The organism is Nonomuraea sp. NPDC003560 (assembly GCF_042878785.1).
In the GTDB taxonomy this organism is placed as follows: Bacteria; Actinomycetota; Actinomycetes; order Streptosporangiales; family Streptosporangiaceae; genus Nonomuraea.
In genome coordinates this window covers 155347-179356 of sequence record NZ_JBIAOF010000015.1, presented here as the reverse complement: position 1 = coordinate 179356, position 24010 = coordinate 155347, and the positions used below count along the sequence as shown (strand labels likewise).

Sequence of the window (24010 nt, the reverse complement as noted above, 5' to 3'; positions counted from 1 at the left end):
TCAGCCGCCGATGGCCGACATCGGCCTGGACGGCTGGAGGAAGGACGGGTCGTCGATGCCGTGCCCGGCGCGCTTGCGGGCGACCGCGGCGACCCAGCGGGCGGCCAGGTCGTCGTCGGAGGCGCCCGCGCGCATGGCGGTCTTGAGGTCGGACTCCTCGGTGGCGAACAGGCAGTTGCGCACCTGGCCGTCGGCGGTGAGCCGGACCCGGTCGCAGGTGCCGCAGAACGGGCGCGTCACCGAGCCGATCACGCCGACCCGGGCCGGGCCGCCGCCGACCAGGAACCGCTCGGCCGGGGCGCTGCCGCGCTGCTCCAGGTCGTCGGGGGTCAGGTCGAAGGCGGCCGAGAGGCGTTCGAGGATCTCGTCGGCGGTGATCATGCCTTCGCGGGTCCAGCCGTGCTGGGCGTCGAGCGGCATCTGCTCGATGAAGCGCAGCTCGTAGCCGTGCTCCAGGCAGAAGCGCAGCAGCGGCACGGCCTCGTGGTCGTTGACGCCGCGCATGAGCACCGCGTTGACCTTGACCGGGCGCAGGCCCGCCGCGTCGGCGGCGGCCAGCCCCGCGATGACGTCGGCGTGCCGGTCGCGGTGGGCGAGCTGCTTGAACGTGGCCGGGTCGAGCGTGTCGAGTGAGACGTTGACCCGGTCGAGGCCGGCCCGCGCCAGCGGCTCGGCCAGCCGGGCCAGGCCGATGCCGTTGGTGGTCAGCAGCACCTGGGGACGCGGGTCGAGGGCGGTGGTGCGGGCGACGATGTCGACCAGCTCGCGCCGCAGCAGCGGCTCGCCGCCGGTGTAGCGCACCTCGGTGACGCCCAGCCGCTCGACGCCTATGCGCACCAGCCGGACGATCTCGTCGGCCGTCAGCAACTGGGCCTTGGGCAGCCAGTCGAGCCCTTCGGGCGGCATGCAGTACGTGCAGCGCAGATTGCACTTGTCCGTGAGGGACACCCGCAGATCCGTCGCCACCCGTCCGAACGAGTCTCGCAACATGGGGCGTCACCTCCTGTCCGTTTCGCCAGAGAGCCAGACTACGACGGGTGTCGCGCGGCGCTCAAAACCGCCTGCCTCTCCCTGGCAGGCAACGCGCCGCGCCGGTGATCGATTCCGTGGGGCCGCCGGGACGGGATCGTCAGGGGTGGGCGGCGTGCCAGGACTCGCGGGCGTCGATGAGCTCCGACAGGTGCCGTCTGGACCACTCGCAGCCGGCCGCCATGGGCGCGAGCAGGCTGCGGCCGAGGGGGGTCAGCTCGTACTCGACGCGGGGCGGGATCTCGGCGTAGGCGGTGCGGGTGAGCAGGCCGTCGCGTTCCATGGCGCGCAGGGACTCGGTGAGGACCTTCGGGGTGATGCCGCGCAGCGGGACCTGCAGCTCGGTGAAGCGTCTCGGGCCCTGCTCCAGACAACGGATGATCTTGGCGGTCCACTTGTCGCCGACGCGGACGGGGGCGACGTGGACACAGGCGGCGAACATGTCGGGGTCAAGGGGTTCGGCCATGACGTCCATGCTAGGCGGCGGGAGCTCACTATCGTTGCGGGAAGTGACCATCGGGCGTCTACCGTCTGCCGGGCGCGGCCGGGTGTGCCGGCCGCTGGACGGAGTGTTGACGATGAGCAGGATCGTGGTTTTCGGCGGGGGCGGACGGGCCGGCGCGCGGGTGGTCGGGCAGGCCGTGGAGCGGGGGCACGAGGTGACGGCCGTGGTGCGCGACCCGGCCCGGTACGCGGGGCCGTCCGGTGACGGCGTGCGCGTGGTCGCCGGTGACGTGACCGACCGGGAGAGCGTGGCGGCGGTCGCGGCGGGGCACGACGTGGCGGTGCAGGCGAGCGTCCGGCTGGACGTGCCGTCCGCGGAGTTCTACACGGCGGCGGCGCGGGCGCTGACCGGCGGGCTGGCGGCGGCGGGCGTGCCCCGGCTGGTGGCGCTGGGCATCGGCACTTTGCTGGAGGTCGCGCCGGGGACGCGGCTGGTGGACACCCCAGGCTTCCCCGAGGACGCCCGGACGTTCTCCCTCGGGCACGCCGCCGAGCTGGAGGTCCTCCGCGAGGAGGGCGGGGCGCTGGACTGGGTGGTGATCGCGCCGCCGCCGGTGGTGCTCGACGACCGGGCGGAGCGCAGCGGGCGGCACCGGTTCGGCGGGGAGCAGATCATGGCCGCCGAGGAGGGCGGGCCGGTGTTCTCCTACGCCGATCTGGCGGCGGCGGTGGTGGCCGAGATCGAGGACCCGCGGCACCACCGGGTGCAGGTCGCCGTGGGCTACTGACGGCGACGACCGGCCCGGCAACGGGGCCGGACATGCCGGAAGCCCGGCCGTGAGGCCGGGCTTCCGCCGGTGTCGCTAGTGGCGGTGGCCGCCGCCGTAGACCTTCACCCAGTCCTTGCCCTCGGAGGGGGCCAGGTACCTGGAGCCCTCGAAGACGGCGCGCCAGGTGCCCGAGGTGTAGGCCCGCTCGCTGGTGCTGAAGGAGCCGTCCCGGTTCGTGCGCACGGACTCGACGTAGTCCCACTTGTCGCTGCCGTCGGCCTGGAAGAGGATCACGACCCGCTTCCACGCCAGACGGTGCCAGCGCTCGCTGTCCTTGCAGTAGTCGGCGTGGTGCACCGCGACGAACCCGCTGATGTAGTCCTCGTCGCAGGACACCGACAGCTTGCCCTGGATGTCGAGGGCCCTGCCGCGCCGCGCCGGCTCGGGGTTGACGTCGAGCTGGAGGCTCGTGCTCCCGCCCGCGAAGTCGGGATCGGGGTCCGTGTCCGCCAGGGCGGGCGCGGCGGCGGCGGTGGCCACCATCGTGGCGCCCAGAGCGGCCGCGGCCAGTCCGGCGGCTAGACGTCGCATCATCAAAAACAAATCCTTCCCCGTCTCGGACGCGCCCCAGGGACGGGACACGTCAACGCCTAATGACGCGTAAGGGTAAAGAAAAGTTGCGATACGACAGATCACGATTGGATAACGACAAATGCCCCGGCGGATTTTTGTGCGTGCTTTATTACGTTAACTGGCGATTTGTCGGGGTTTAGTGGTGTATGGCGCGTAGTGGGGGTTTCCTGGGAAGTGCACGCGCCACAGGCCGCCTCTCCTGGGCGGCACCGTCTGCACGAAGGCCCCGGCCGCGTCGGTCGTCGTCTCGGCCACGTCCTCCCAGGCCGGCGAGCCCTCCCCGCGCCACTGGAGCCGCAGCCGCTGCTTGGCGTACGGCCCGAAGTCGGTGAAGCCGCGCGGGTCGATCCTGGTCAGCGAGCCGCGCAGGCGCACGCCGCCGGCGGACTTCGGCGACCTCTCCACCCGGACGGACGACAACCTCGTCGCCCTCCTGAGCTCGAAGGAGGCGTATTCGGTGACCGTGGCGCCGTCGGCGTCCCTGGCGGTGGCGCTGATCGTCCAGGTGCCGGTCGGGTAGAAGCGGTTCAGCTTCTTGTCGGGCAGGAAACGCCAGGTCTGCCAGTCGGCCGCCATCCGGGCCGGCGGGGTCGCCCCCTGCCGCCACACCAGCCGGGGCGGCAGCGTGCCGGTGGACGGGGCCTTCTGCAGGTCGACCCTCGGCTCGGCGGCGCCTGGCTCGGCGGCACCCGGCTCGGCGACGACCGTCAGGGGCAGCGGCATCAGGGCCCGCAGCCCCTCGACCGGGCCGCCGGAAGCCGGATGCGCGTACGCGCTCCCCGGCGCGGCGCCGGCCGGGCCGACCGGCGACGCCGAAGACCCGGAGGGCCCCGCGGACTCGGCGGACTCGGCGGATCCGGCGGACCCGGTGGACTCGGCGGGCCCAGCGGGCTCGGCGGGCGCCGACGACGTCCCGGGCGTCCAGGACGAGGACGACGGCGGCCCGGAGAGGGCCGGGGGCTGGAGGCCGGGTTCGGCGGCGGGCGGGAGGTCGGAGGCGGGCGGGAGGTCGGAGGCGTCCTCGACCGGGGGCTTGGCCGACAGCAGCGGGCCGGGCGGGGCGCCGGGCTCCACCTTGACGGTGACGCCGTTCTTGCCGCGCGCGCCCCGCGCGATCACGTCGATCACCAGGCTCACCGAGTCGTGGGCCCCCACGACCGGGTTCGCGGGCCGTACGGTGATGGCGCGGATGGCGAGCTCGGTCGCGGCGGGATACGCAGGCACGGGCGCCGTGAGCGACCCCGCCGCGAGCGAGACGAGAAGGAGGCTTCTGGTCATGAGCGAGACGCTAGGAACCGCCCGGTCATGACCAGGACCGCGACACGCACCCCTTATGGCAAAGCCGACGGGGGCCGCAGATCAGCGCGCCTCGCCGTAGAGGGACTCGATGACGTCGGCGTACTTGGCATGGATGACGCGCCGCTTCAGCTTCAGGCTCGGGGTGAGCTCCTCGGTCTCGGCGGTCCACTCGGTGCCGAGCAGCGCCCACCGTTTGACCTGCTGCACCCTGGCCAGCCTGGCGTTGGCGGCCTCGACGGCGGCCGCGACCTCCTTGAGGACGTCGGGGTGCTCGGCCAGCTCGGCCAGGGAGGTGAAGCCGATGCCGCGGGCCTGCGCCCAGCCCGGCGCGGTCTCGCCGTCGAGGGTCAGGACGGCCACCGGGTGCGGGCGGTTGTCGCCGTAGGCGAGGGCCTGGCCGATGAGCAGGTGCTCCTTGAGGTGGTTCTCGATCTCGGCGGGCGAGACGTTCTCGCCGCCGGCGGTGATGATGAGCTCCTTCTTGCGGTCGACGACGCGGTAGAAGCCGTCGTCGTCGACCGTGCCGATGTCGCCGGTGTGCAGCCAGCCGTCGGCGTCGAGCAGCTCGGCGGTGGCCTCGGGGCGGTTGAGGTAGCCGCCGGTGTTGAGCGGGCTGCGGGTGAGGATCTCGCCGTCCTCGGCGATGCGCACCTCGACGCCGGGCTCGGCCCTGCCGACGGTGCCCAGGCGGTAGCAGGAGGGGCTGTTGCCGGTGAAGGCGCCGGTGGTCTCGGTCATGCCGTAGACGTCGATGACCTTGAGGCCGAGGCCGGCGTAGAAGTGCTGGACCTCGGCGGGCAGCGGGGCGGCGCCGGTCGCGGTCCACTCGGCGCGGTCGAAGCCGATCATGCCGCGGACGACCGACAGCAGGGCCGCGTCGGCCTTGTCGTAGGCGGCCTGGATCTCGGGGGTGATCGTGCCGCCGTACTGGCCGGCCTCGACGTAGGCGGCGCCGGCCGCCATGGCCTCGCGTACGGCGGCCTGCTGCTCGGGCGGCTGCGTGGCGAGCACGGCCAGCAGCCGGGCCATCATCTTCTCCCACACGCGCGGCACGCCGAAGAACATCATCGGCCTGACCTGGCCGAGCGTGGCGCCGAGGTTGGCCAGGTCGGTGCAGAAGTGCACGTGCGACATCTTGACCAGCGGGAGGTAGAGGCTGAGGATGCGCTCGGCGATGTGGGCGTAGGTGAGGTAGGAGATCTGGGTGCCGTGCGTCGGCAGCGAGGTGATGCGGTCGGTGGCGGCGGCCTCGTAGAAGACGTTGGTGTGGGTGAGCGGCACGCCCTTGGGCATGCCGGTGGTGCCCGAGGTGTAGAGCACGGTGACGACGTCGCCGGCGGCCACCTCGCGGGCGCGGGCCTCGACGGCGGCCTCGTCCTCGGCCAGGCGGGCGCGGCCCAGGTCGAGGAAGTCGGCCCAGGACAGGAAGCGCTCGTCGTCGGGGGCGCCGTCGAGCATGATGATCCGGCGCAGGCCGTCGAGCCGGTCGAGCACCGGCTGCCAGCGGGCCAGCTCGGCGGGGCCGCCCAGCACGGCGAAGCGGGCGCCCACGTCGCCGGCCACGAACGCGATCTGGTCGGGCGCGAAGGTGGAGTAGACCGTGCAGCCCACGCCGCCGGCGTGCACGGCGCCGAGGTCGGCCAGCACGTGCTCGCTGCGGTTGACCATCATGATCGCGACTGATTCGCCGCGCCGCAGGCCGAGGGCGGCGAAGGCGGCCGCGATCTCCAGGATGCGCCGCCGCGCCTGCCCGTAGGTCAACGTCGTCCAGCCGCCGGAGGCTTCGGGGTCGGAGTACGCGGGTGCGTCGGGGTGCCGGGCGGCCACCTGCCTGAGCTGTTCGCAGACCGTGCGACCGGCGATCTCCCGCTCGATGTCGGCCCGTACGTCGAGGACTTCGGCCATGGCACCCGCCTCCAGTCAGTAATCACTTGCACAGGTGGCATGCATCGCACCACACCCTCCGGACAGCGGCAAGACCCAGGCGGGAAACAGTCGGGGCGGTCACGTAGAGTGATCGTCCAGGTGCCGTACGTGTCTCGGGGGGTGGGCATGAGCAAGGGCGGAAGGACCTTCTTCGGGCATCCGTGGGGGCTGGCGACCCTGTTCTCCACGGAGATGTGGGAACGCTTCAGCTGGTACGGCCTGCGGGCGATCCTGGCCACGTTCATGGCGGCCTCGCCGGCCCACAAGGGCCTCGGCATGTCGCAGGAGACCGCGCAGGCGGTGGTCGGCGTCTACGGGGCGCTGATCTACCTGGTGGCGCTGCCCGGCGGCTGGATAGCCGACCGCGTGCTGGGGGCGCGCAGGTCGGTGTTCTGGGGCGGGTTCGTCATCATGCTCGGCCACATCAGCATGGCGATCCCGGTGACGACGTCGTTCTTCGTCTGGCTGGGGCTGCTGCTCATCATCAGCGGCACGGGCCTGCTCAAGCCGAACATCTCGGTCATGGTCGGCCGCCTGTACGGCGAGGACGAGGACGGCCGCCGCGACGCCGGCTTCTCCCTGTTCTACCTGGGCATCAACCTGGGCGCCTTCTTCGCGCCCCTCGTCGTCGGCTGGCTGGCCGACGGCGACCGCTGGCACCTGGGCTTCAGCGCCGCCGCCGTCGGCATGGCGCTCGGCCTGCTGCAGTACGTCTGGGGCGGCCGGAACCTGCGCGGCGTCGGGGAGCGTCCCGGCGTCCGGCTGACGCCGCCCGAGCGCCGCCGGTTCGGCCGGGTGGCCGGGGCGGGCGTGGCGGTGACCGCGCTCGCGCTCGGCGCGTGGGCGGCCACGGGCACGCTCACCATCGACCGCCTGGCGCTGGCGATCACGATCGTCATCCTGATCGTGCCGGTGGTCTACTTCGCCTACATCCTGCTGGGCAGCCACAGCCTCACCGACGAGGAGCGCAGCCGGATGAAGGCCTACATCTGGCTGTTCGTCGCGGCGGCGATCTTCTGGATGATCTACGACCTGGCGCCGAGCAAGCTGCTGTTCTTCGCCGCCGACCACACCCGGCTGGAGCTGTTCGGGGTGCCGATCCAGGCGGCGACGACGCAGTCGTTCAACCCGCTGTTCATCATGATCTTCGTGCCGGTGTTCGCGGCGTTGTGGGTGAAGCTCGGGGTGCGGGTGAGCACGCCGCAGAAGTTCGGGTTCGCGCTGGTCATGGTGGGGCTGAGCTTCGTGGTGATGGCGATCGCCGCCGGGCTGGCGACCGGCGGGCGGGTGTCGGTGTGGTGGCTGGTGCTGGTCTACCTGATCCAGGTGTTCGGCGAGCTGTCGCTGAGCCCGGTCGGGCTGTCGGTCACGACGAAGCTGGCGCCGGAGGCGTTCAAGGGGCAGATGCTGGGGATCTGGTTCATCGCGGTGTCGGTGGGCGACGCGGTGGGCGGCCAGACGGGGCGGCTCACCCGGTACCTGTCCGACCCGATGTACTACCTCGTCCTGGCGATCATGGCGATCGCGGCCGGGGTGGCGATGTTCCTGTTCACGCGGAAACTGCGGGTGCTCATGGCCGAGCACTACCATGCGGCGGCCATGCCGCCGATCCGGTAAAAACATCCAACGTGTCTGAAATTCTCGACCTTGTCGGTATTTTTGTCTTCGCACTGACCGGTGCGCTCATGGGTGTGCGCAAGCGGCTCGACGTGGTCGGGATGGGCGTCCTGGCCGAGATGACCGCGCTCGGCGGCGGCCTGGTCCGCGATCTCATTCTCAACGTGCGGCCGGCCGCCTTCCAGAGCCTGGGTTACGTGCTGGTGCCGGTGGCCGCCACGGTGATCGTCTTCTTCTGGCATCCGCACGTGGCCCGCGTGATGCCGGTCATCCTCGTGCTCGACGCGGCCGGCCTCGGCCTGTTCGCGGCCGTCGGCACCGAGAAGGCCCTGGAGTACGGCCTCAGCCCGCTGCACGCCACCATCCTCGGCGTCACGACGGCCGTCGGCGGCGGCGTGATCCGCGACGTGCTGGCCGGCGAGATCCCCACGCTGCTGTACGACCGCCAGCTCTACGCGGTGCCCGCCCTGCTGGGCTCGGCCGTGATGGCGGGCCTGTCCACGGCCGGGCTGCACGGCTGGCCGGCCACGCTGGCCGCCGCGCTGCTGGCCTTCGGCCTGCGCATCACCGCGATGCGCCGCAACTGGCGGGCGCCCCTGGCCAAGGGCGCCGAGGAACATTCCTGACCTTTCACACCATCGGCACGAGCGAGTCGGGGTGGCGGCGGGCGCCGGTGGGGCCCTGGACGCGGGCGCGGGCGATGCGGGCGACGGCGTCGGCCACCGTCTCGGGCGGCAGGGTGAACGGCAGCCGCAGGTAGCCCTCCAGCGTGCCTTCCAGGCCGAACCAGGGCCCGGGGGCCAGGCGCACGCCGTGGGAGACGGCGGCGTCGGCGAGCGTGGTGGAGGTGTCGCCGTTGAGCCGCACCCACAGCGTGCCGCCGCCGCGCGGCAGCGTGTACGTCCACTCCGGCAGGTGCCGGGCCAGCGCGGCGGTCAGCGCGTCCCGCGAGGCGCGCAGGCCGCGCAGGCGTTCGGCGCGGGTCTGCGCCATCCGCTCGAACAGGCGGGCGGTGACCAGCTGCTCCATGACCGGGCTGGAGATGTCGACGACCGCGCGGTGCCGGGCCAGCCGGCGGGCCAGGGCGGCCGTGGTGCGGATCCAGCCGATGCGCAGGCCGCCCCACCACAGCTTGGACGCCGACCCGATGCTGATCACCCGGCTGTCGGTGTCGAAGGCGGCCATCGGCGCGGTGCGCGGCACGTCGTCCAGGGCCAGCTCGCTCCAGGTCTCGTCGACCAGCAGGATGACGTCGTTGCGGCGGGCCGCGCCGGCGACGGCGGCGCGGGTGGCGTCGTCCATGAGGGCGCCGGTGGGGTTGTGGAAGTCGGGCATGAGGTAGGCCAGGCGGGCGGCCGACTGCCGCATCGTGGCGGCCATCAGGTCGGGCTGCCAGCCCTCGTGCGAGATGCCGAAGGGCACGATCCGGGCGCCGTGCTGGCGGGCCACGTCGATGGCGTGCGGGTAGGTCGGCGACTCGACCATGACGGGGTCGCCGGGGCCGATCAGCAGCCCGGCCACGAGCTGGATGGCGTGCTGGGAGCCGGTGGTGACGACGATCTGGTCCGGCCGGGTGGCCAGGCCGCGCTCGGTGTAGCGGGCGGCGACGCGCTCGCGCAGGACCGGCAGGCCCATGGGGTCGTAGCCGTTGCCCATGCCGTACCTGGGCAGGTCGTCCAGGGCCTCGGCCATGGCCTCGCGCAGCGCGGACGGCGCGGGCGGGGCGGCGCAGTGGAGCTGGATCAGGCCGTCGTCGCCGGTGGACAGCCAGGGGTTCTCGCGGGTGGTGGCCGGGTCGGGCAGGCTGGTCCAGCTTCCCGAGCCCTGCCTGCTGTCGAGGTAGCCGCGCTCGCGCAGCAGGTCGTAGGCGGAGGTGACGGTGGTGCGGCTGACGCCCAGGGTCTCGGCCAGGTGGCGCTCCGCGGGCATGCGCACGCGTACGGGGATCTGGCCGTCCATGATGAGCGCGCGCACGCCGTCGGCCAGGGCGCGGTAGTACGGCCGCGCGGCCGGATCGACGTCGACCAGCCGCGCCACCTGCGTAGCCGACAAATGCCTCATAAGGCCACTTTCCACGATTGGCCCTGTTTTGGCAACCAGTTGGCCTGCCACCATAGGGCCATCATGAGCGAAGCAACCGTCCCCCGCCTGAGTTCCCTCCCCTCCCGCCTCCTGCGCCTCTACGGCGGCCTGGCCCTGTACGGCGCCGGCATCGGGCTGCAGGTGGAGTCGGGCCTCGGCAACGACCCCTGGGACGTCTTCCACCAGGGCCTGGCCCTGCGGCTGGACGTGTCCATCGGCACCGTCATCATCGGCGTCGGCGCCCTGGTGATGCTGCTGTGGATCCCGCTGCGCCAGCGGCCCGGCCTCGGCACGATCAGCAACGTGGTGTTCCTCGGCCTGTTCGCCGACGCGGCGATCCTGCTGCTGCCCACGCCGTCCCACCTGGCCGTCCAGGCGCTGTACGTGGCGCTCGGCGTGGTCGCGATCGCGCTGGCCACCGTGCTCTACATCGGGGCGGGCATGGGCCCGGGGCCGCGCGACGGCGTCATGACCGGCCTGATGCGGCTCGGCCTGTCCGTCCGGCTGGCCCGCTTCCTCATCGAGCTCACCGTGCTGGCCGTGGGCTGGCTGCTCGGCGGCAGCGTCGGCGTCGGGACGCTGGTCTTCGCCCTCGCCATCGGCCCGCTGACCCAGCTGTTCACCCGCTGGTTCCCCTTGTCGTGATCCCGCGCCGGGCCCGTCCTGACGCGACAGGCCGGGCCCGGCGCGGGATCGCCCGCGCGCGAGTAGCGTCTTCGGCATGCGGATTGAGGACTACGCGCTGATCGGAGACATGCAGTCGGCCGCACTGGTGGCGAGGGACGGTTCCATCGACTGGCTCTGCCTGCCCAGGTTCGACTCCCCCTCGTGCTTCGCGGCCCTGCTCGGCAGCGAGCGCAACGGCCACTGGTGGCTGGGGCCGGCGGCCCGGCGGCCGGCCACCCGGCGCCGGTACCGGCCCGACACGCTCATCCTGGAGAGCGAGTGGGACACCCCGACCGGCACGGTCCGGGTGATCGACTTCATGCCCCCGCGCGACCGGAACCCCGACGTCGTGCGCATCGTCGAGGGGGTCTCGGGCAGCGTCGAGGTCTCCACCCAGCTGCGCGTGCGCTTCGACTACGGGCGCATCGTGCCGTGGGTGCGCCGGACGAACGGCCACCTCCAGGCCGTCGGCGGCCCCGACTCGGCGTGGCTGCACTCCCCCGTCCCGCTCAAGGGCGGCGACTACGCCCACCGGGCCACGTTCACCGTCAACGCGGGCGACCGGCTGCCGTTCGTGTTCACCTGGCACCCCTCCCACGAGCCGATGCCGCCGCGCATCGACGCCGAGGAGCAGCTCGCCGAGACCGAGACCATGTGGACCGAGTGGGTCGGCAAGTGCGCCTACCAGGGCCCCTACCGGGAGGCGGTGACCCGGTCGCTGATCACGCTGAAGGGGCTGACGTACGCGCCGACCGGCGGCATCGTGGCCGCGCCGACCACGTCCCTGCCCGAGGACATCGGCGGCGTGCGCAACTGGGACTACCGGTTCTGCTGGCTGCGCGACGCCACGATGACGCTCGACGCGCTGATCAGCTCGGGCTACCTCGACGAGGCCGCCGACTGGCGGTCCTGGCTGCTGCGCACCATCGCCGGGCGGCCCCAGGACCTGCAGATCATGTACGGCGTCGCCGGCGAGCGCCGCCTGCCCGAGCTGCGCCTCGACTGGCTGGACGGCTACGAGGGCTCCCGCCCGGTCCGCATCGGCAACGAGGCGGTCCAGCAGCTCCAGCTCGACGTCTACGGCGAGGTGATGAACTGCCTGTACGTCTCCCGCACCCGCGGCCTGGCCGCCGACGAGCGCGCCTGGTCGATCCAGCGCCAGCTCCTCGACTACGTGGAGGAGCACTGGGACGAGCCCGACGAGGGCCTGTGGGAGGTGCGCGGCCCGCGCCGGCACTTCGTGCACTCCAAGGTGATGTGCTGGGTCGCCCTCGACCGGGCCGTCAAGTACGTCGAGAGCTTCGGCCGCACCGGCCCGGTCGACAGGTGGCGCGTGCTGCGCGACACGATCCACGCCGAGATCTGCGACAAGGGCTTCGACCCCCACCGCAACACCTTCACCCAGTCGTACGGGTCGTCGGAGCTGGACGCGGCGCTGCTGATGATCCCGGTCGTGGGCTTCCTGCCGCCCGACGACCCCCGCGTGACCGGCACCGTGGCGGCGATCGAGAAGGAGCTCATGTCCGACGGGTTCGTCCTGCGTTATCCGCTGGCCGCCGACAACGACGTCGACGGCCTGCCCGGCGGTGAGGGCGCGTTCCTGGCGTGCAGCTTCTGGCTGGTCGAGGTGATGGCGATGCAGGGCCGCAAGGAGGAGGCGCGCGAGCTGTTCGAACGCCTGCTGGAGCTGCGCAACGACGTCGGGCTGCTGGCCGAGGAGTACGACCCCCGCTACGGGCGCCTGGTGGGCAACTTCCCGCAGGCGTTCAGCCACGTGCCCCTGATCCACGCCGCCCGCGCCCTGTCGCGGGCCTGACCCGGCGGGAACGGGTTTCCTCCACCTCGCGGAGTGGGACAAGACCTCGCATGGGTGAGGAATGGGACCTGGCAGTCGTGGGCGCGGGACCGGCGGGCTCGGCGGCGGCGCTGCGGGCCGTCCAGCTGCGGCCGGACCTGCGCGTGGTCCTGCTCGACCGGGCCGGTTTCCCCCGCGACAAGCCGTGCGGCGACGGCATCGCCGCGCACGGCCGCGACGAGCTGGCCCGGCTGGGCCTGCCGGACCTCATCGACGACTACCGGCCCACGCCCCGGCTGACCGTGGTCTCGCCGGGCGGGCTGCGCGTCTCGGCCGAGGCGGCCCGGCCCAACCACGTGGTGCCGCGCCGGGTGTTCGACGCGCGGCTGGTGGCGGCGGCCGGGGCCAGGGGCGTCGAGGTGCGCCGCCACCGCGTCAGGGAGCTGGCCCACGACGGGTCCTGGGTCGTCCTGGACGGGCGGCTGCGGGCCCGCGCGGTGGTGGCGGCCGACGGGGCCTACTCGGCGGTGCGCCGGCTGATCGGGCTGCCCGCGGCGGGCGAGCGGCACACCGCCCTGGCCGTGCGCGGCTACGCGGACGTGCCCGAGGCCGACGACGTGCAGCTCATCGCGATGCAGCGGGCGGGCTGGCCGGCCTACGCGTGGTCGTTCCCGATCGGCGACGGCACCGCGAACGTCGGGTTCGGCATGCTGCTGCCCCGGCTGCGGGCGGCGGGGGCGCCGGGCCGCCAGGTGCTGCACGGCAGGCTGGCCGAGCTGCTGCCCGACCGGCCCGCGCGCGACCTGCGCGCCCATCACCTGCCGCTGTCGACCGGGCGGCCCGCGCCGGGCGCCGGGCGGGTGCTGCTCGCCGGGGACGCGGCGGGGCTGATCAACCCGCTGACCGGCGAGGGCATCTACTACGCGCTGCTGTCGGGACGGCTGGCGGCCGAGGCGGTCGTCGAGGCGGCGGGCGACCCGCTGGCGCGGTACCGGGCCAAGCTTCGCGGCGCGCTGGGGCGGCACCTGCGCACGACCGACGTGCTGGCCCGGCTGGCGCAGTCGCCGGGGTTCATCGACGCGGCCATCGCGACCGCCGCGCGCCGCAAGGAGGTGTTCGACCTGCTGGTGGAGGTCGGGCTCGGGGCCGGGACGGTGCCCGCGCCGCTGGCCCTGGCGGTGGGCCTGCGCTGGCTGCGCGGCGCGGCACGCCTGCCCCACCGCGGTTGACCGAGGCTCAGACCGTCAGGACGGCACCGTCGGCCCAGACCGTCAGGACGGCCCACTTGGCTCAGGCCGTCAGGGCGGCGCCGTTGGCGAGCAGCAGGAGCACGTCCACGGCCGCCACGGCGACGGCGGTGACAAACGGCGCCCGCGCGGACCGTCCGGCCAGCAGCGCTCCCCCGGCCGCGAGCAGCACCGCGGCCGCCATGGCCGCCCATCCCGCCACCCCGGGGCCGCCCGCGGGCCCGAGGACGAGCAGGCAGGTGGCGGCCACCAAGGGCACCGGCACCAGCAGCCGTACGCGCGCCGCGCCCAGCCGCTGCGGCCACCCGCGCACGCCCGTCGCCAGGTCGCCCTCGATGTCGGGCAGCACGTTGGCCAGGTGCGCGCCCACGCCCAGCAGCGCCGCCGCCGCGACCGCCCACCACGCCGGCCACGGCTCCCCGGGCAGCCCCAGCGTCACGAACGCCGGCAGCACCCCGAACCCGACGGCGTACGGCGCCCACGACAGGACGGTGGCCTTCAGGCCGAAGTCGTACCCCCAGGCCCCCAGCACGCCCGCCAGGTGCGCCAGCCCCGCCGTCCGGCCCGAGGCCAGCGAGAGCGGCACGCACAGGGCGAGGGCCGCCAGCGCGGCCACCCGCACGGCGGTCACGCTCACCGTGCCGTCGGCGGCCGGTTTGCCCGTGCGCCCCGCGGCGGCGTCGCGTCCGGCGTCGAGCGCGTCGTTGCACCAGCCGATCGACAACTGCCCGGCCAGCACGGCGGCGGCCACCAGGACGCACCCGGCCGGGTCCCGGCCCGCCGCCACGGCCAGCGCGGTGACCAGGGCGGTCACGGCCACGGTCGGGCCGGGATGGCAGGCCAGCGCCAGCGCGACGGCCGTACGGACCGGCCCGCCGCGCACGGCGGCGGCGGCCGCGGGATCCGGGTCGGTCACACGGTGATCGTAGACCGGGAGATCCGGACCGAGAATTCCCACGCGCCGCGTATGGCTTAAATGACCATCCTTGCGGGAAGCGTGCGGGGAGTGGATGTTGTGGGCGACCTGTCGAGGGAGCACTGCATGACCCGAATCTCCGCAGTCCGTTGTGCGTTCCCTCCCCACCGCTACCCGCAGTCCGAGCTCACCGACATGGCCGCCCGCCTGTGCCTGCCCGACGGCGCCGACCGCCGCCTGCTGGACCGGCTGCACCGCAGCGCCCGCGTGGAGCACCGCAACCTCGCCCTGCCCATCGACCGCTACGAGAAGCTGAACGGCTTCGGCGCGGCCAACGACGCCTTCGTCTCCGTCGCGGTCGAGCTGGGGCTGGAGAGCGTGAAGGCCGCCCTGGACGCCGCCGAGCTGGAGCCGACCGACGTCGACCTGATCATGTTCACGTCGGTGACCGGCATCGCCGCGCCTTCCGTGGACGCCCGCCTGGCCGCCGCGCTCGGGCTGCGTCCCGACATCAAGCGGGTGCCGGTCTTCGGCCTGGGCTGCGTGGCGGGCGCGGCGGGCATCGCCAGGCTGCACGACTACCTGCGCGGCTGGCCGGACCACGTGGCCGTGCTGCTGTCGGTGGAGCTGTGCTCGCTGACCCTGCAGCGCGGCGACTCCTCGCCCGCGAACCTGGTCGCCAGCGCGCTGTTCGGCGACGGCGCGGCGGCCGTGGTCGCCAGCGGCGCCGGGCGGGGCACGGCCGGGCCCGCCGCCGGGCCTGCGGTCGTCGCCACCCGCAGCCACCTGTATCCCGGCTCGGAGCACGTCATGGGCTGGCAGGTGGGCGACACCGGGTTCCGGGTCATGCTGGACGCCAGCGTCCCCGCCGTGGTGCGCCGCTACCTGGCCGACGACGTGCACGGGTTCCTGGCCGAGCACGGGATCACGCCCGGGGAGGTGACGGCGTGGGTGTGCCATCCGGGCGGGCCGAAGGTGCTGGAGGCGGTGTCGGAGGTGCTGGAGCTGCCGGTGGGCGCGCTCGACGTGACGTGGCGCTCGCTGGCGGCCAACGGCAACCTGTCGTCGTCCTCGGTCCTGCACGTGCTCGGCGACACCCTGGCCGGGGAGCCGCCCGCGCCGGGGAGCTGGGGGCTGGTCATCGCGATGGGCCCCGGTTTCTGCTCCGAGCTCGTGCTGCTGCGCTGGTAGTCCCCCGTCCCTGCGATCGGCTGGTGGTTGGCCTGTGACCTGGTATCTGGTGCTCATCATGCTCGTCGGCCTGGAACGCCTGGCCGAGCTGGTCGTCGCCAGGCGGAACGCCGCGTGGAGCATGGCGCGCGGCGGCGTGGTGACCGGGCGGGGGCACTATCCGTGGATGGTGGCCCTGCACACCGGGCTGCTGGTGTGCGCGCCGCTGGAGGTGGCCCTGGCCGGGCGGCCGTTCGTGCCCGCGCTCGGCTGGCCGATGCTCGCGGTGGTCGTGGCGGCCCAGGCGCTGCGGTGGTGGTGCATCACCGCGCTCGGGCCACGGTGGAACACGCAGGTGATCGTGGTGCCGGGGCTGCCGCTGGTGCGGCGGGGGCCGTACCGGCTGGCGTGGTTGCGGCACCCCAACTACGTGGCGGTGGCGGCCGAGGGGCTGGCGCTGCCGCTGGTGCACACGGCGTGGCTGACGGCGCTGGCCTTCACGCTGCTCAACGCCGCGCTGATGGTGGTGCGCATCCGCTGCGAGAACGCCGCGCTCGCCCTCGCGACCAGGGGGTGAGCCGGTGATCGACGTGCTCGTGGCGGGCGATCGGGAGGCGGGCCGGTGATCGACGTGCTGGTGGCGGGTGGGGGGCCGGCGGGGCTGGCCACGGCGATCCACGCGGCGCTGGCCGGGATGGAGGCGGTGGTCGTCGAGCCGCGGGCCGCGCCGGTGGACAAGGCGTGCGGCGAGGGCGTCATGCCGGGCGGGGTGGCCGCGCTGGCGGCGATGGGCGCGCCGGTCGAGGGGCGGGGCTTCCGCGGCATCCACTACCTCGACGGGCGGCGGGAGGCGCGGGCCGCGTTCGCCGCCGGGCCGGGGCTCGGCGTCCGGCGCACGAGCCTGCACGCCGCGCTCTGGCAGCGGGCCGCCGAGCTGGGCGTCAAGACGGTCACCGGCCGGATCACCCGCGCCGACCAGGACCGCGACGGCGTGAGCGCGATCGGGCTGCGGGCCCGCTGGCTGGTGGCCGCCGACGGCCTGCACTCGCCGCTGCGCCGCTCGCTCGGCCTCGACCTGCCGGTACGCGGCCCCCGCCGGTACGGCCTGCGCAGGCACTACCGGATCGAGCCGTGGAGCGACTTCGTCGAGGTCCACTGGTCGGGGGCGGGCGAGGCGTACGTCACGCCGGTCGGCGACGACCTGGTGGGCGTCGCGGTGCTCAGCTCGGCACGGCGCGGCTTCGAGGAGCACCTGCGCGGCTTCCCCGGGCTGGCCCGCCGCCTGAGCGGCCCGGCCGTCACCCCGGTGCGCGGCGCGGGTCCGCTGCGCCAGGCGGTGCGCTCCCGCCGGGCCGGTCGCGTGCTGCTGGTCGGCGACGCCGCCGGTTACGTGGACGCGCTCACCGGCGAGGGCGTCTCGCTGGCCGTGCGCTCGGCGGAGCTGCTGGTCGGGTGCCTGGCGGCGGACCGTCCGCAGGACTACGACGGCGCGTGGCTGCGCCTGTCGCGCACGCACCGGCTGCTGACGGCGGCGCTGGTGCAGGCCGCCCGCCGTCCCGGCACGGCCCGCCTGGTGGTCCCGGCGGCGCGCCGGCTGCCCCGCCTGTTCGCCGGCGTGGTCCGCGTGCTGGCCTGAGCCTTCCCCGGCCCCCGGCCGGACGCCGATAATGAACCCCCACGGTCCCCGTCAAGGACGGTCGCCATGACAGACAAGCTCGTGCGGCAGGTGCTCGACCAGGTGGACGCCCCCGACCCGCGGGTCGGCGAGATCGTCTCCGCGCTGATCGCCCACCTGCACGCGTTCGTGGACGAGGTGCGTCCCACCGAGGCCGAGTGGCGGGCCGGGCTGGCCTTCCTCGCCGAGACCGGCAGGTGGTGCACACCCGACCGCGACGAGTTCGTGCTGCTGTCGGACATGCTCGGCCTCACCTCCGCCGTGGACGACGTCAACCACGCCGGCCCGGACAACATGACGCCCTCCTCGGTCGAGGGCCCCTTCCACTCCCCCGCCCCCGAACGCGAGCCCGGCGCGTGGATCAGCGAGGGGCCCGAACGCGGTCGCGGGACGCCGATGGTCGTGCACGGACGGGTGCTGTCCTGCGACGGCACGCCGCTGCCCGGCGCGACCGTGGACCTGTGGCAGGCGGCCGACGACGGCCTCTACGACAGCCAGGACGACGCCCAGCGGCCCGGCAACCTGCGCGGCCTGTTCACCGCCGGCGAGGAGGGCCGCTACTGGTTCCGCACGATCCGCCCGAGCAGCTACCCGGTGCCTGCCGACGGCACCGCCGGCCGGCTGCTGCGCGCGATCGGACGGCACCCGATGCGCCCCGCCCACCTGCACTACCAGGTCACCGCGCCCGGCCACCGGCCGCTGACCACGCACGTGTTCCTGGCCGGCGACCCCTACCTGGGCTCGGACGCCGCGTTCGCGGTCAAGGAGGAGCTGGTGCGGCGGCCGGTCCCGCGTACCGGCGGCTGGGAGATGGACGGGCCGTACGAGGAGGTCGAGTTCGACCTCAGGCTGGTGCCGCTGGGGTGGGCGCCGGGCCGGTGAGCCGCTCCGGGGGGCGCAGGCCGTCCATGATCAGGCCGAAGAGGTGGTCGCCGCGGGCGGCCAGCGAGGGGGCCTGGTCGGCGATCCAGCTCACCGCGCTGGCCAGCGCGAACAGGTCGAGCCCGGTCACGTCGGCGCGCACCTCGCCGGCGGCCTGGGCGCGTTCCAGCAGCCGTCCGCCCGCCTGGCGCATGGCGTGGCAGGAGGCGTGCAGCGGCGAGCCCTCGTCGTTGATCGTGGCCATCATCGAGGCGGCCAGCCCCCGGTAGGCGCCCGCGCCCGCGACGAACGAGCGCAGCCACTCCACCAGCGCCTCGTGCGGCGCGGCGGCGCCGGCCAGCGTCCTGGCGCGCTCGGCGAGCAGGTCGAAGCGCTGCCGCAGCAGCGCCTCCAGCAGCGCCTCCCTGGTCGGGAAGTGCCGGTAGAGGGTGCCCAGGCCGACCTCGGCGCGGCGCGCGACGTCGCGCAGGGACGCCTCCGTGCCCTGCTCCTCGATGACGGCGGCGGCCACGGCCAGGATGCGCTCCCGGTTGCGCTGGGCGTCCGCGCGCTGGTTCCGGGGTGTTGAGGTCATCCGATACCTTCCGGCGATTGACAAGCGGAGCAGTGCTCCAGTTATGATCCGGAACACTGCTCCGCATCATAGCGGCGCCCGTCTCCCCGAGGAGAATCGATGATGAAGGCCATCCGCGTGCACGAGACCGGCGGCCCCGAGGTCCTGCGTCTGGAGGAGGTGCCCCGGCCCGCGCCGGGGCCGGGCGAGGTCCTGGTGCGGGTGCGCGCCGCCGCGCTCAACCCGCCCGACTGGTACGCCCGCCGGGGGTTCGCCAACATTCCGCCGTCGATGCGGCCGGAGATCCCGCTGCCCTTCACCCCCGGCTCGGACGTGTCGGGCGTCGTGACGACCGTCGGCCCCGGCGTCACCGAGTGGCAGCCGGGCGACGAGGTGTACGGCCTCGTGCGCTTCCCGCGCGTCGGCGACGAGGGCGGCAGGGGGTACGCCGAGTACACCACCGCCCCGGCCGGCCACCTGGCCCGCAAGCCCGCCTCGGTGGACCACGTCACCGCCGCCGCCGTGCCGATGGCCGGGCTCACCGCCTACCAGTACGTCCACGACGTCATCGGGCTGCGGCCCGGCAGCCGGGTCCTGGTCAACGGCGCGGCCGGCGGCGTCGGCCACTTCGTCGTCCAGCTCGCCACGGACCTCGGCGCGTACGTCATCGGCGTCGCCTCCGGCCGGCACGAGGCGTTCCTGAAGGACCTGGGTGTGGCCGAGTTCGTCGACTACACCCGGGTCCGGCCGCAGGACGCGGTGCGCGACGTGGACTGCCTGATCGACACCGTGGGCGGCCCCGACGGCCACACGCTGCTGCCCATGCTCAAGGACGGCGGCACCCTCAGCCCGGTCTTCTTCGGCGACTACCACGACGAGGAGCTCGCCCGCCGCGGCATCGTGCGCCGCGGCGGCCAGGTGCACTCCGACGGGGCCCAGATGGCCGCGCTGGCCGAGCTGATCGACGCCGGGCGGCTGCGCGTCGGCGTCGACAGCGTCTTCCCGCTGGAGGAGGCCCCGAAGGCGCACGAACGCGCCGAGCGGGGCCACATCCAGGGGAAGATCGTCCTGAGCGTGGCCTGAGCGCGGCCCGCTCCAGCGGGCGGATGGGGTCGCGGGCGAGGTCAGGACCGGGTCCACCGCTGGTTGGCGCCGCCGTTGCAGGTCCAGATGACGAGCCTGGTCCCGTTGGCGGTGGCGTTGCCGGGCACGTCGAGGCACTTGTTCGCGCCGACGGCCGTCAGCGTGCCGTCGGCGCCGAGCCGCCACTGCTGGTTGGTCTGGCCGTTGCAGTCCCAGATGATCACGCGGGTGCCGTCGGCGGTGCCGCGGTCGTACACGTCGAGGCACTTGCCGCCGTAGACGCGCAGCTCGCCCGCGGTGGTGGGGGTCCACTGCTGGTTGGCGCCGCCGTTGCAGTCCCAGATCTGGACCTGGGTGCCGCTGGTCTGGGACGCGCCGGGCACGTCCAGGCACCTGCCGGAGCCGACGCCCTTGAGCGCGGTGGCCGCGGGTGGCGTGCCGCCGCCGGTGACGACGTACATGGCGGCTCCGTGGGCCGGGACGGAGGCGCTGATCGTGCCCGTCGAGGAGCCGGTCGTGTGGGCCCACAGGTCGCGTACGGAGTAGGTGGCGGCGGCGCCGAGGCCGAGCGCGGAGGCGGTGGTGGAGACGGTGGCCGCGGCGCCGCCCCGGTTGAGCAGCACGACGGCGGCCGAGCCCGTGCCCGTGCCGGTCGCGGCCATCGGCTTGCGCCAGACCTCCAGGTCGCCGCTGTCGGCGATCTTCTGCCCCTGCCTGCCGCCCCAGTCCTGGTCGACGGCGATGACCTCGCCGTTGGTGAGGATCGTCCGGGTCTCGGCACCCATCGAGCGCAGGTCGTTGCCCGCGACGAGCGGCGCGTTGAGCAGCGCCCAGAGGCTGAAGTGGGCCCGCGACTCGGTGGCCGTGAGCCCGGCGTTGCCGACCTCCAGCATGTCCGGGTCGTTCCAGCCGCCCGGCCCCGAGTACGCCGCGAGCCCCGCCTGGCTGTCCAGGATGCCCATGACCGAGCCCCAGTTCGCCTGGATGTCGCCCGTGGTGCGCCAGGAGTTGCCGACCGGCATGCCCCAGGTCCAGACGGCGTCCTGGCCCCAGTTGCACAGGCTGTAGAGGATGGGCCGGCCGGTGGCGGCCAGCGCGTCGCGCATGGCGGTGTAGCGCTGCTGCGCGCTCTGCCCGAGGTGGTCGCCGCAGTTGTCGTACTTGAGGTAGTCCACGCCCCAGGACGCCCACAGGGCCGCGTCCCTGCGCTCGTTGCCGAGGCTGGCCGGGTAGCCGGCGCAGGTCGTGGTGCCGGCCGAGGAGTAGATGCCGATCTTGAGCCCCTTGGCGTGCACGTAGTCGGCGACGGCCTTGACGCCGCCGGGGAACTTCTGCGGGTCGGGGACGAGGTCGCCGGCCGCGTCGCGGGTCCTGGTGGACCAGCAGTCGTCGATGTTGACGTAGGTGTAGCCGGCCGCGGCCATGCCGGAGGCGACCATGGCGTCGGCCGTCTGCCTGACGAGGGCGTCGCTGACCGAGCAGCCGAAGCTGTTCCAGTCGTTCCACCCCATCTGGGGCGTTCTGGCCAGGCCGTTGTCCAGGGCGGCGGCGGGGGGCGCGAGGCCGGCGACGGCGGTCAGGCAGGTCGCGGTGAGGGCCAGGGCGAGGGTTGACCGAAGGATCGCACGCATGGGACTCCTTCAACACCGAGGGTGAGGACCCAACATGATCCGACTAAATCAAACAGGATCGTCCGTCGGTTTGCGTGTGCAGTCAAGGGGTCTTGAGGGATTCTGTTGCCTGCCGTTCGGCGCGCAAAGGGCTGCCGAAGGGGTGCCCCGGAGCCCTCCGGGCCGCGTTTCAAGTCGCTGACCTGCGGTTACTATCTGTAGCGGTTAGATCATCGACAGTGATTGGATCGGTGTGATGCGACGACTCATCGCAACACTTGTCTCTTGCGCCACCGCCGGCGCTCTTCCGCTCGTCACCGCCGGTCCGGCTGCCGCCGACCCGCGTCCGGAGCCGATCGAGTACGTGGCCCCGGACTACGACGTCAGGGGTCCGTACATCCTCGCCGACGACCCGTGGTGGCACCACCACCACAGGCACCACGGCGACCACCACTGGGACGGCGACCGTTCCTGGGACGGCGACCGCGACCAGGACGACCGGCACAAGGACGACGACCGCTGCAAGGACGACGACCACGGCAAGGAACACGCCTGGTACCAGGACGACGACCGGTACAAGGACGACGACGACCGGTGCAAGGACGACGACCACGGCAAGGAACACGCCTGGTACCAGGACGACGACCGCGACAAGGACGACGACCGGTACAAGGACGACGACCGGTACCGCGACGACGACCGCTACCGGGACGACGACCGTTACCGGGACGAAGGGCGCGACGACGACGACCGCTACCGCGACGGCGACCGCGACTGGGGCTACAACTACCGGTACGTGACCTCGCTGCGCTGCAGCCTGGGCGGCGGCGTCGTCGTGCGCAGCTGGCACAGCCCGACCAGGCTGTCCTGCTACGGCGGACGGTACAACGGATACTGGGTGGTCAGCTACGGGCTGTGATCCCCATGGCTGCCATCAGGGCGGGTCCGCACCACGCGGGCCCGCCCTTCTCGTGCCCGCCTACGGCGCGCACATGGTGAACCTGACCGACTTCGTCCTGGGCGAGGGGGTCAGGATCCGGTAGGTGACGGTGTGCCTGCCCTTCGCGGGGGTGATGAGCCTCCTGGAGCTGACGTAGCCGCTGCGGCTGTTGGCGGGGAAGCGGGACGAGCCGCGCTCGATGACCCTGCCGTCGTAGAGCCACTGGTAGGAGTAGGCGGCGCCGGGGCGGCTGGCGTTCACCCCCGCGGCGAAGTTCACCGCGCCGGTGTAGCAGGCGACCCCGGCCGAGTTGATCGTCGAGGAGCCCTGGACGCGCACGTACGCCAGGGCGAAGGAGGCCCTGCGGGTGGTGGCGGGCGGTGTCGTGGAGCGTTCCGACGGGCCCGTGGCGGAGGGGGTGGGGCGGGTCGCGCGGCGCTGCGGCGTCCTCGTGGGCCTCGACGCCGCCGTGCCGTGCCGGGACGGCCCCGCCGAGGCGGACGTGCGCACGGGCTCGCGGGCGGACCGCACCTCGGCGTCCGCCTGACGCTTGCCGGAGTTCCACACCACGACGCCGGCCGCCACCGACACGGCCACCGCCCCGGCCGCCAGCGCCAGCACCGGCGACCGCCGTCCCACCGCCCACCTGGACCGGCCATCCGGTGAGGCGACCGGACCGTCGGCCGCCCTCGCGGGAGCGTGCCGATGACCGTCAGGAGGGTCCGCGGCCGTTCCCGCGGGAGCGTCCCGAGGGTCCTCGGGAGGCGCCGGGGCAGCGGGGCGGGGCTCGCCCAGGACGAGCGGCAGGACGGCCGTCATGGGCGGGCGGGCCTGCGGATCCTTGGCCAGGCAGGCGCGGACGATGTCACGCAGCGGGTCCGGCAGGTCGCCGAGCTGGGGCTCGCCGCGCAGGATGCGTCCGGCGACCGCGGCCGGGGCGTCGTCGCCGAACGGCGGCCGGCCCGTGGCCGCGAACGCCATCACCGACGCCCAGGCGAAGACGTCCGCCGCCGCTCCCGCCGCTGCTCCCGCCGCCGCTCCCGCCGCCGCCCTCGACGTTGCGCCCGCCGTCGGGCCCGCGGTCGCCCCTGACGTTGCGCTCGCCGTGTGCCCGTCCAGTTGCTCCGGCGCCATGTACGCCACCGCGCCGCCGTCGGAGCCGTGCCCGGGCCCGGTGCCCGCGCCGGCGCGGCCGGAGCCCGGGCCGGTTCCCGCGGCGCCGAAGCCGACCAGGCGTGCGCCGTCCCGGCCGAGCAGCACGCTGGACGGCTTGAGGTCGCCGTGCGTGAGCCCCGCCCGGTGCAGCGCGGCCAGCCCCGTGGCCGTGCCGACCGCCAGGTGCCGCAGGTTCCCGCCGCCGAGCCTGCCCACCTCGGCCAGCGACGGCCCCTCCACGTACTCGCTCACGATGTACGACAGCCGCCCCCAGGCCGCGTCGAGCACCCGCGCGACGCCCGGCGAGTCCACCCGGCGAGCCGCCTCCGTCAGGGCGGCGAACCGCTCACCGGCCACGACCCCGTGCAGGACCTTGACGGCCACGGGCCGCCCGTCCGGCCCCTGGCCGAGGTAGACGACCCCCTGCCCGCCGGAGGCCAGCCATCCGGTGATCCGGTGGGCCCCCAAGGACGTGGGATCTCCAGGACGTAAAGGCTCGGCGTTCGGCATGAGGCGGT

22 protein-coding genes are annotated in these 24010 nt (G+C 73.8%); 12 read left to right on the top strand and 10 right to left on the bottom strand.

Features of this window, described 5'->3' with window-relative positions; all coding sequences use genetic code 11:
• Both moaA and ACFYUV_RS43815 read right to left on the bottom strand, forming a co-directional pair.
• Positions 1-990 (bottom strand): GTP 3',8-cyclase MoaA, encoded by a 990-nt coding sequence (moaA, locus tag ACFYUV_RS43820; protein WP_387680164.1) that lies wholly within the window; start codon positions 988-990, stop codon positions 1-3.
• A 139-nt stretch (positions 991-1129) separates the two neighbouring features.
• Complete coding sequence (locus ACFYUV_RS43815; RefSeq protein WP_387680161.1) at positions 1130-1495, bottom strand: winged helix-turn-helix transcriptional regulator; 366 nt, start codon at positions 1493-1495, stop codon at positions 1130-1132.
• 112 nt (positions 1496-1607) lie between these two features.
• Here ACFYUV_RS43815 and ACFYUV_RS43810 point away from each other — a divergent pair, with 112 nt between their 5' ends.
• A complete protein-coding gene (locus ACFYUV_RS43810) occupies positions 1608-2261 on the top strand; it encodes an NAD(P)-dependent oxidoreductase (protein WP_387680158.1) in 654 nt (217 codons plus the stop codon).
• A 75-nt stretch (positions 2262-2336) separates the two neighbouring features.
• On the opposite strand, the gene ACFYUV_RS43805 is transcribed toward ACFYUV_RS43810, so the two are convergent.
• The 3 genes from ACFYUV_RS43805 to ACFYUV_RS43795 form a co-directional block, all read right to left on the bottom strand.
• Positions 2337-2837: a hypothetical protein gene (locus ACFYUV_RS43805; protein WP_387680155.1), complete on the bottom strand. Its 501-nt coding sequence runs from the start codon at positions 2835-2837 to the stop codon at positions 2337-2339.
• A gap of 153 nt (positions 2838-2990) precedes the next feature.
• Complete coding sequence (locus tag ACFYUV_RS43800) at positions 2991-4154, bottom strand: hypothetical protein (protein WP_387680152.1); 1164 nt, start codon at positions 4152-4154, stop codon at positions 2991-2993.
• A gap of 81 nt (positions 4155-4235) precedes the next feature.
• Positions 4236-6080, bottom strand: a complete 1845-nt coding sequence (locus tag ACFYUV_RS43795) for an AMP-dependent synthetase/ligase (RefSeq protein ID WP_387680150.1) — start codon at positions 6078-6080, stop codon at positions 4236-4238.
• A gap of 147 nt (positions 6081-6227) precedes the next feature.
• On the opposite strand from ACFYUV_RS43795, the gene ACFYUV_RS43790 reads away from it, so the two are divergent.
• Positions 6228-7718 (top strand): peptide MFS transporter, encoded by a 1491-nt coding sequence (locus ACFYUV_RS43790; RefSeq protein ID WP_387680147.1) that lies wholly within the window; start codon positions 6228-6230, stop codon positions 7716-7718.
• Positions 7719-7729: 11 nt separating this feature from the next.
• The gene (locus tag ACFYUV_RS43785) at positions 7730-8344 is read left to right on the top strand and encodes a trimeric intracellular cation channel family protein (protein WP_352363435.1); all 615 of its coding nucleotides are present in this window, start codon (positions 7730-7732) and stop codon (positions 8342-8344) included.
• Between the two features lie 4 nt (positions 8345-8348).
• On the opposite strand, the gene ACFYUV_RS43780 is transcribed toward ACFYUV_RS43785, so the two are convergent.
• Positions 8349-9779 (bottom strand): PLP-dependent aminotransferase family protein, encoded by a 1431-nt coding sequence (locus ACFYUV_RS43780; protein WP_387680143.1) that lies wholly within the window; start codon positions 9777-9779, stop codon positions 8349-8351.
• A gap of 63 nt (positions 9780-9842) precedes the next feature.
• Here ACFYUV_RS43780 and ACFYUV_RS43775 point away from each other — a divergent pair, with 63 nt between their 5' ends.
• From ACFYUV_RS43775 to ACFYUV_RS43765, 3 genes are all read left to right on the top strand, one after another.
• The gene (locus ACFYUV_RS43775; protein ID WP_358302308.1) at positions 9843-10445 is read left to right on the top strand and encodes a hypothetical protein; all 603 of its coding nucleotides are present in this window, start codon (positions 9843-9845) and stop codon (positions 10443-10445) included.
• A 76-nt stretch (positions 10446-10521) separates the two neighbouring features.
• The gene (locus ACFYUV_RS43770; RefSeq protein WP_387680141.1) at positions 10522-12282 is read left to right on the top strand and encodes a glycoside hydrolase family 15 protein; all 1761 of its coding nucleotides are present in this window, start codon (positions 10522-10524) and stop codon (positions 12280-12282) included.
• Positions 12283-12332: 50 nt separating this feature from the next.
• Positions 12333-13490 (top strand): NAD(P)/FAD-dependent oxidoreductase, encoded by a 1158-nt coding sequence (locus tag ACFYUV_RS43765; RefSeq protein WP_387680139.1) that lies wholly within the window; start codon positions 12333-12335, stop codon positions 13488-13490.
• A 61-nt stretch (positions 13491-13551) separates the two neighbouring features.
• On the opposite strand, the gene ACFYUV_RS43760 is transcribed toward ACFYUV_RS43765, so the two are convergent.
• Positions 13552-14424, bottom strand: a complete 873-nt coding sequence (locus ACFYUV_RS43760) for a UbiA family prenyltransferase (protein WP_387680137.1) — start codon at positions 14422-14424, stop codon at positions 13552-13554.
• A gap of 126 nt (positions 14425-14550) precedes the next feature.
• On the opposite strand from ACFYUV_RS43760, the gene ACFYUV_RS43755 reads away from it, so the two are divergent.
• The 4 genes from ACFYUV_RS43755 to ACFYUV_RS43740 all read left to right on the top strand — a co-directional run bounded on the left by ACFYUV_RS43755 (position 14551) and on the right by ACFYUV_RS43740 (position 18151).
• The gene (locus ACFYUV_RS43755) at positions 14551-15615 is read left to right on the top strand and encodes a type III polyketide synthase (RefSeq protein WP_387680134.1); all 1065 of its coding nucleotides are present in this window, start codon (positions 14551-14553) and stop codon (positions 15613-15615) included.
• A 34-nt stretch (positions 15616-15649) separates the two neighbouring features.
• Positions 15650-16171 carry an isoprenylcysteine carboxyl methyltransferase family protein gene (locus ACFYUV_RS43750; RefSeq protein ID WP_387680132.1) on the top strand — a complete coding sequence of 174 codons (522 nt, stop codon included), beginning with the start codon at positions 15650-15652 and terminating at the stop codon, positions 16169-16171.
• 45 nt (positions 16172-16216) lie between these two features.
• Positions 16217-17230 (top strand): NAD(P)/FAD-dependent oxidoreductase, encoded by a 1014-nt coding sequence (locus ACFYUV_RS43745; RefSeq protein ID WP_387680130.1) that lies wholly within the window; start codon positions 16217-16219, stop codon positions 17228-17230.
• Between the two features lie 66 nt (positions 17231-17296).
• Positions 17297-18151, top strand: a complete 855-nt coding sequence (locus tag ACFYUV_RS43740; RefSeq protein WP_387680127.1) for a dioxygenase — start codon at positions 17297-17299, stop codon at positions 18149-18151.
• Here ACFYUV_RS43740 and ACFYUV_RS43735 read toward each other — a convergent pair.
• Positions 18114-18725 (bottom strand): TetR/AcrR family transcriptional regulator, encoded by a 612-nt coding sequence (locus tag ACFYUV_RS43735; protein WP_387680124.1) that lies wholly within the window; start codon positions 18723-18725, stop codon positions 18114-18116. The two genes, ACFYUV_RS43740 and ACFYUV_RS43735, sit on opposite strands and share 38 nt — an antisense overlap.
• Before the next feature lie 99 nt (positions 18726-18824).
• Between ACFYUV_RS43735 and ACFYUV_RS43730 the strand changes: the two genes are divergently transcribed.
• Positions 18825-19787 carry an NADP-dependent oxidoreductase gene (locus ACFYUV_RS43730; RefSeq protein ID WP_387680121.1) on the top strand — a complete coding sequence of 321 codons (963 nt, stop codon included), beginning with the start codon at positions 18825-18827 and terminating at the stop codon, positions 19785-19787.
• A gap of 41 nt (positions 19788-19828) precedes the next feature.
• Here ACFYUV_RS43730 and ACFYUV_RS43725 read toward each other — a convergent pair whose 3' ends face one another.
• Positions 19829-21418, bottom strand: coding sequence for a glycoside hydrolase family 27 protein (locus ACFYUV_RS43725; protein ID WP_387680119.1), 1590 nt, complete (start codon positions 21416-21418; stop codon positions 19829-19831).
• Between the two features lie 235 nt (positions 21419-21653).
• Between ACFYUV_RS43725 and ACFYUV_RS43720 the strand changes: the two genes are divergently transcribed.
• Positions 21654-22316, top strand: a complete 663-nt coding sequence (locus ACFYUV_RS43720; protein WP_387680116.1) for a hypothetical protein — start codon at positions 21654-21656, stop codon at positions 22314-22316.
• A 60-nt stretch (positions 22317-22376) separates the two neighbouring features.
• On the opposite strand, the gene ACFYUV_RS43715 is transcribed toward ACFYUV_RS43720, so the two are convergent.
• Positions 22377-24002: a serine/threonine-protein kinase gene (locus ACFYUV_RS43715; protein ID WP_387680113.1), complete on the bottom strand. Its 1626-nt coding sequence runs from the start codon at positions 24000-24002 to the stop codon at positions 22377-22379.
• Between the last annotated feature and the right edge of the window lie 8 nt (positions 24003-24010).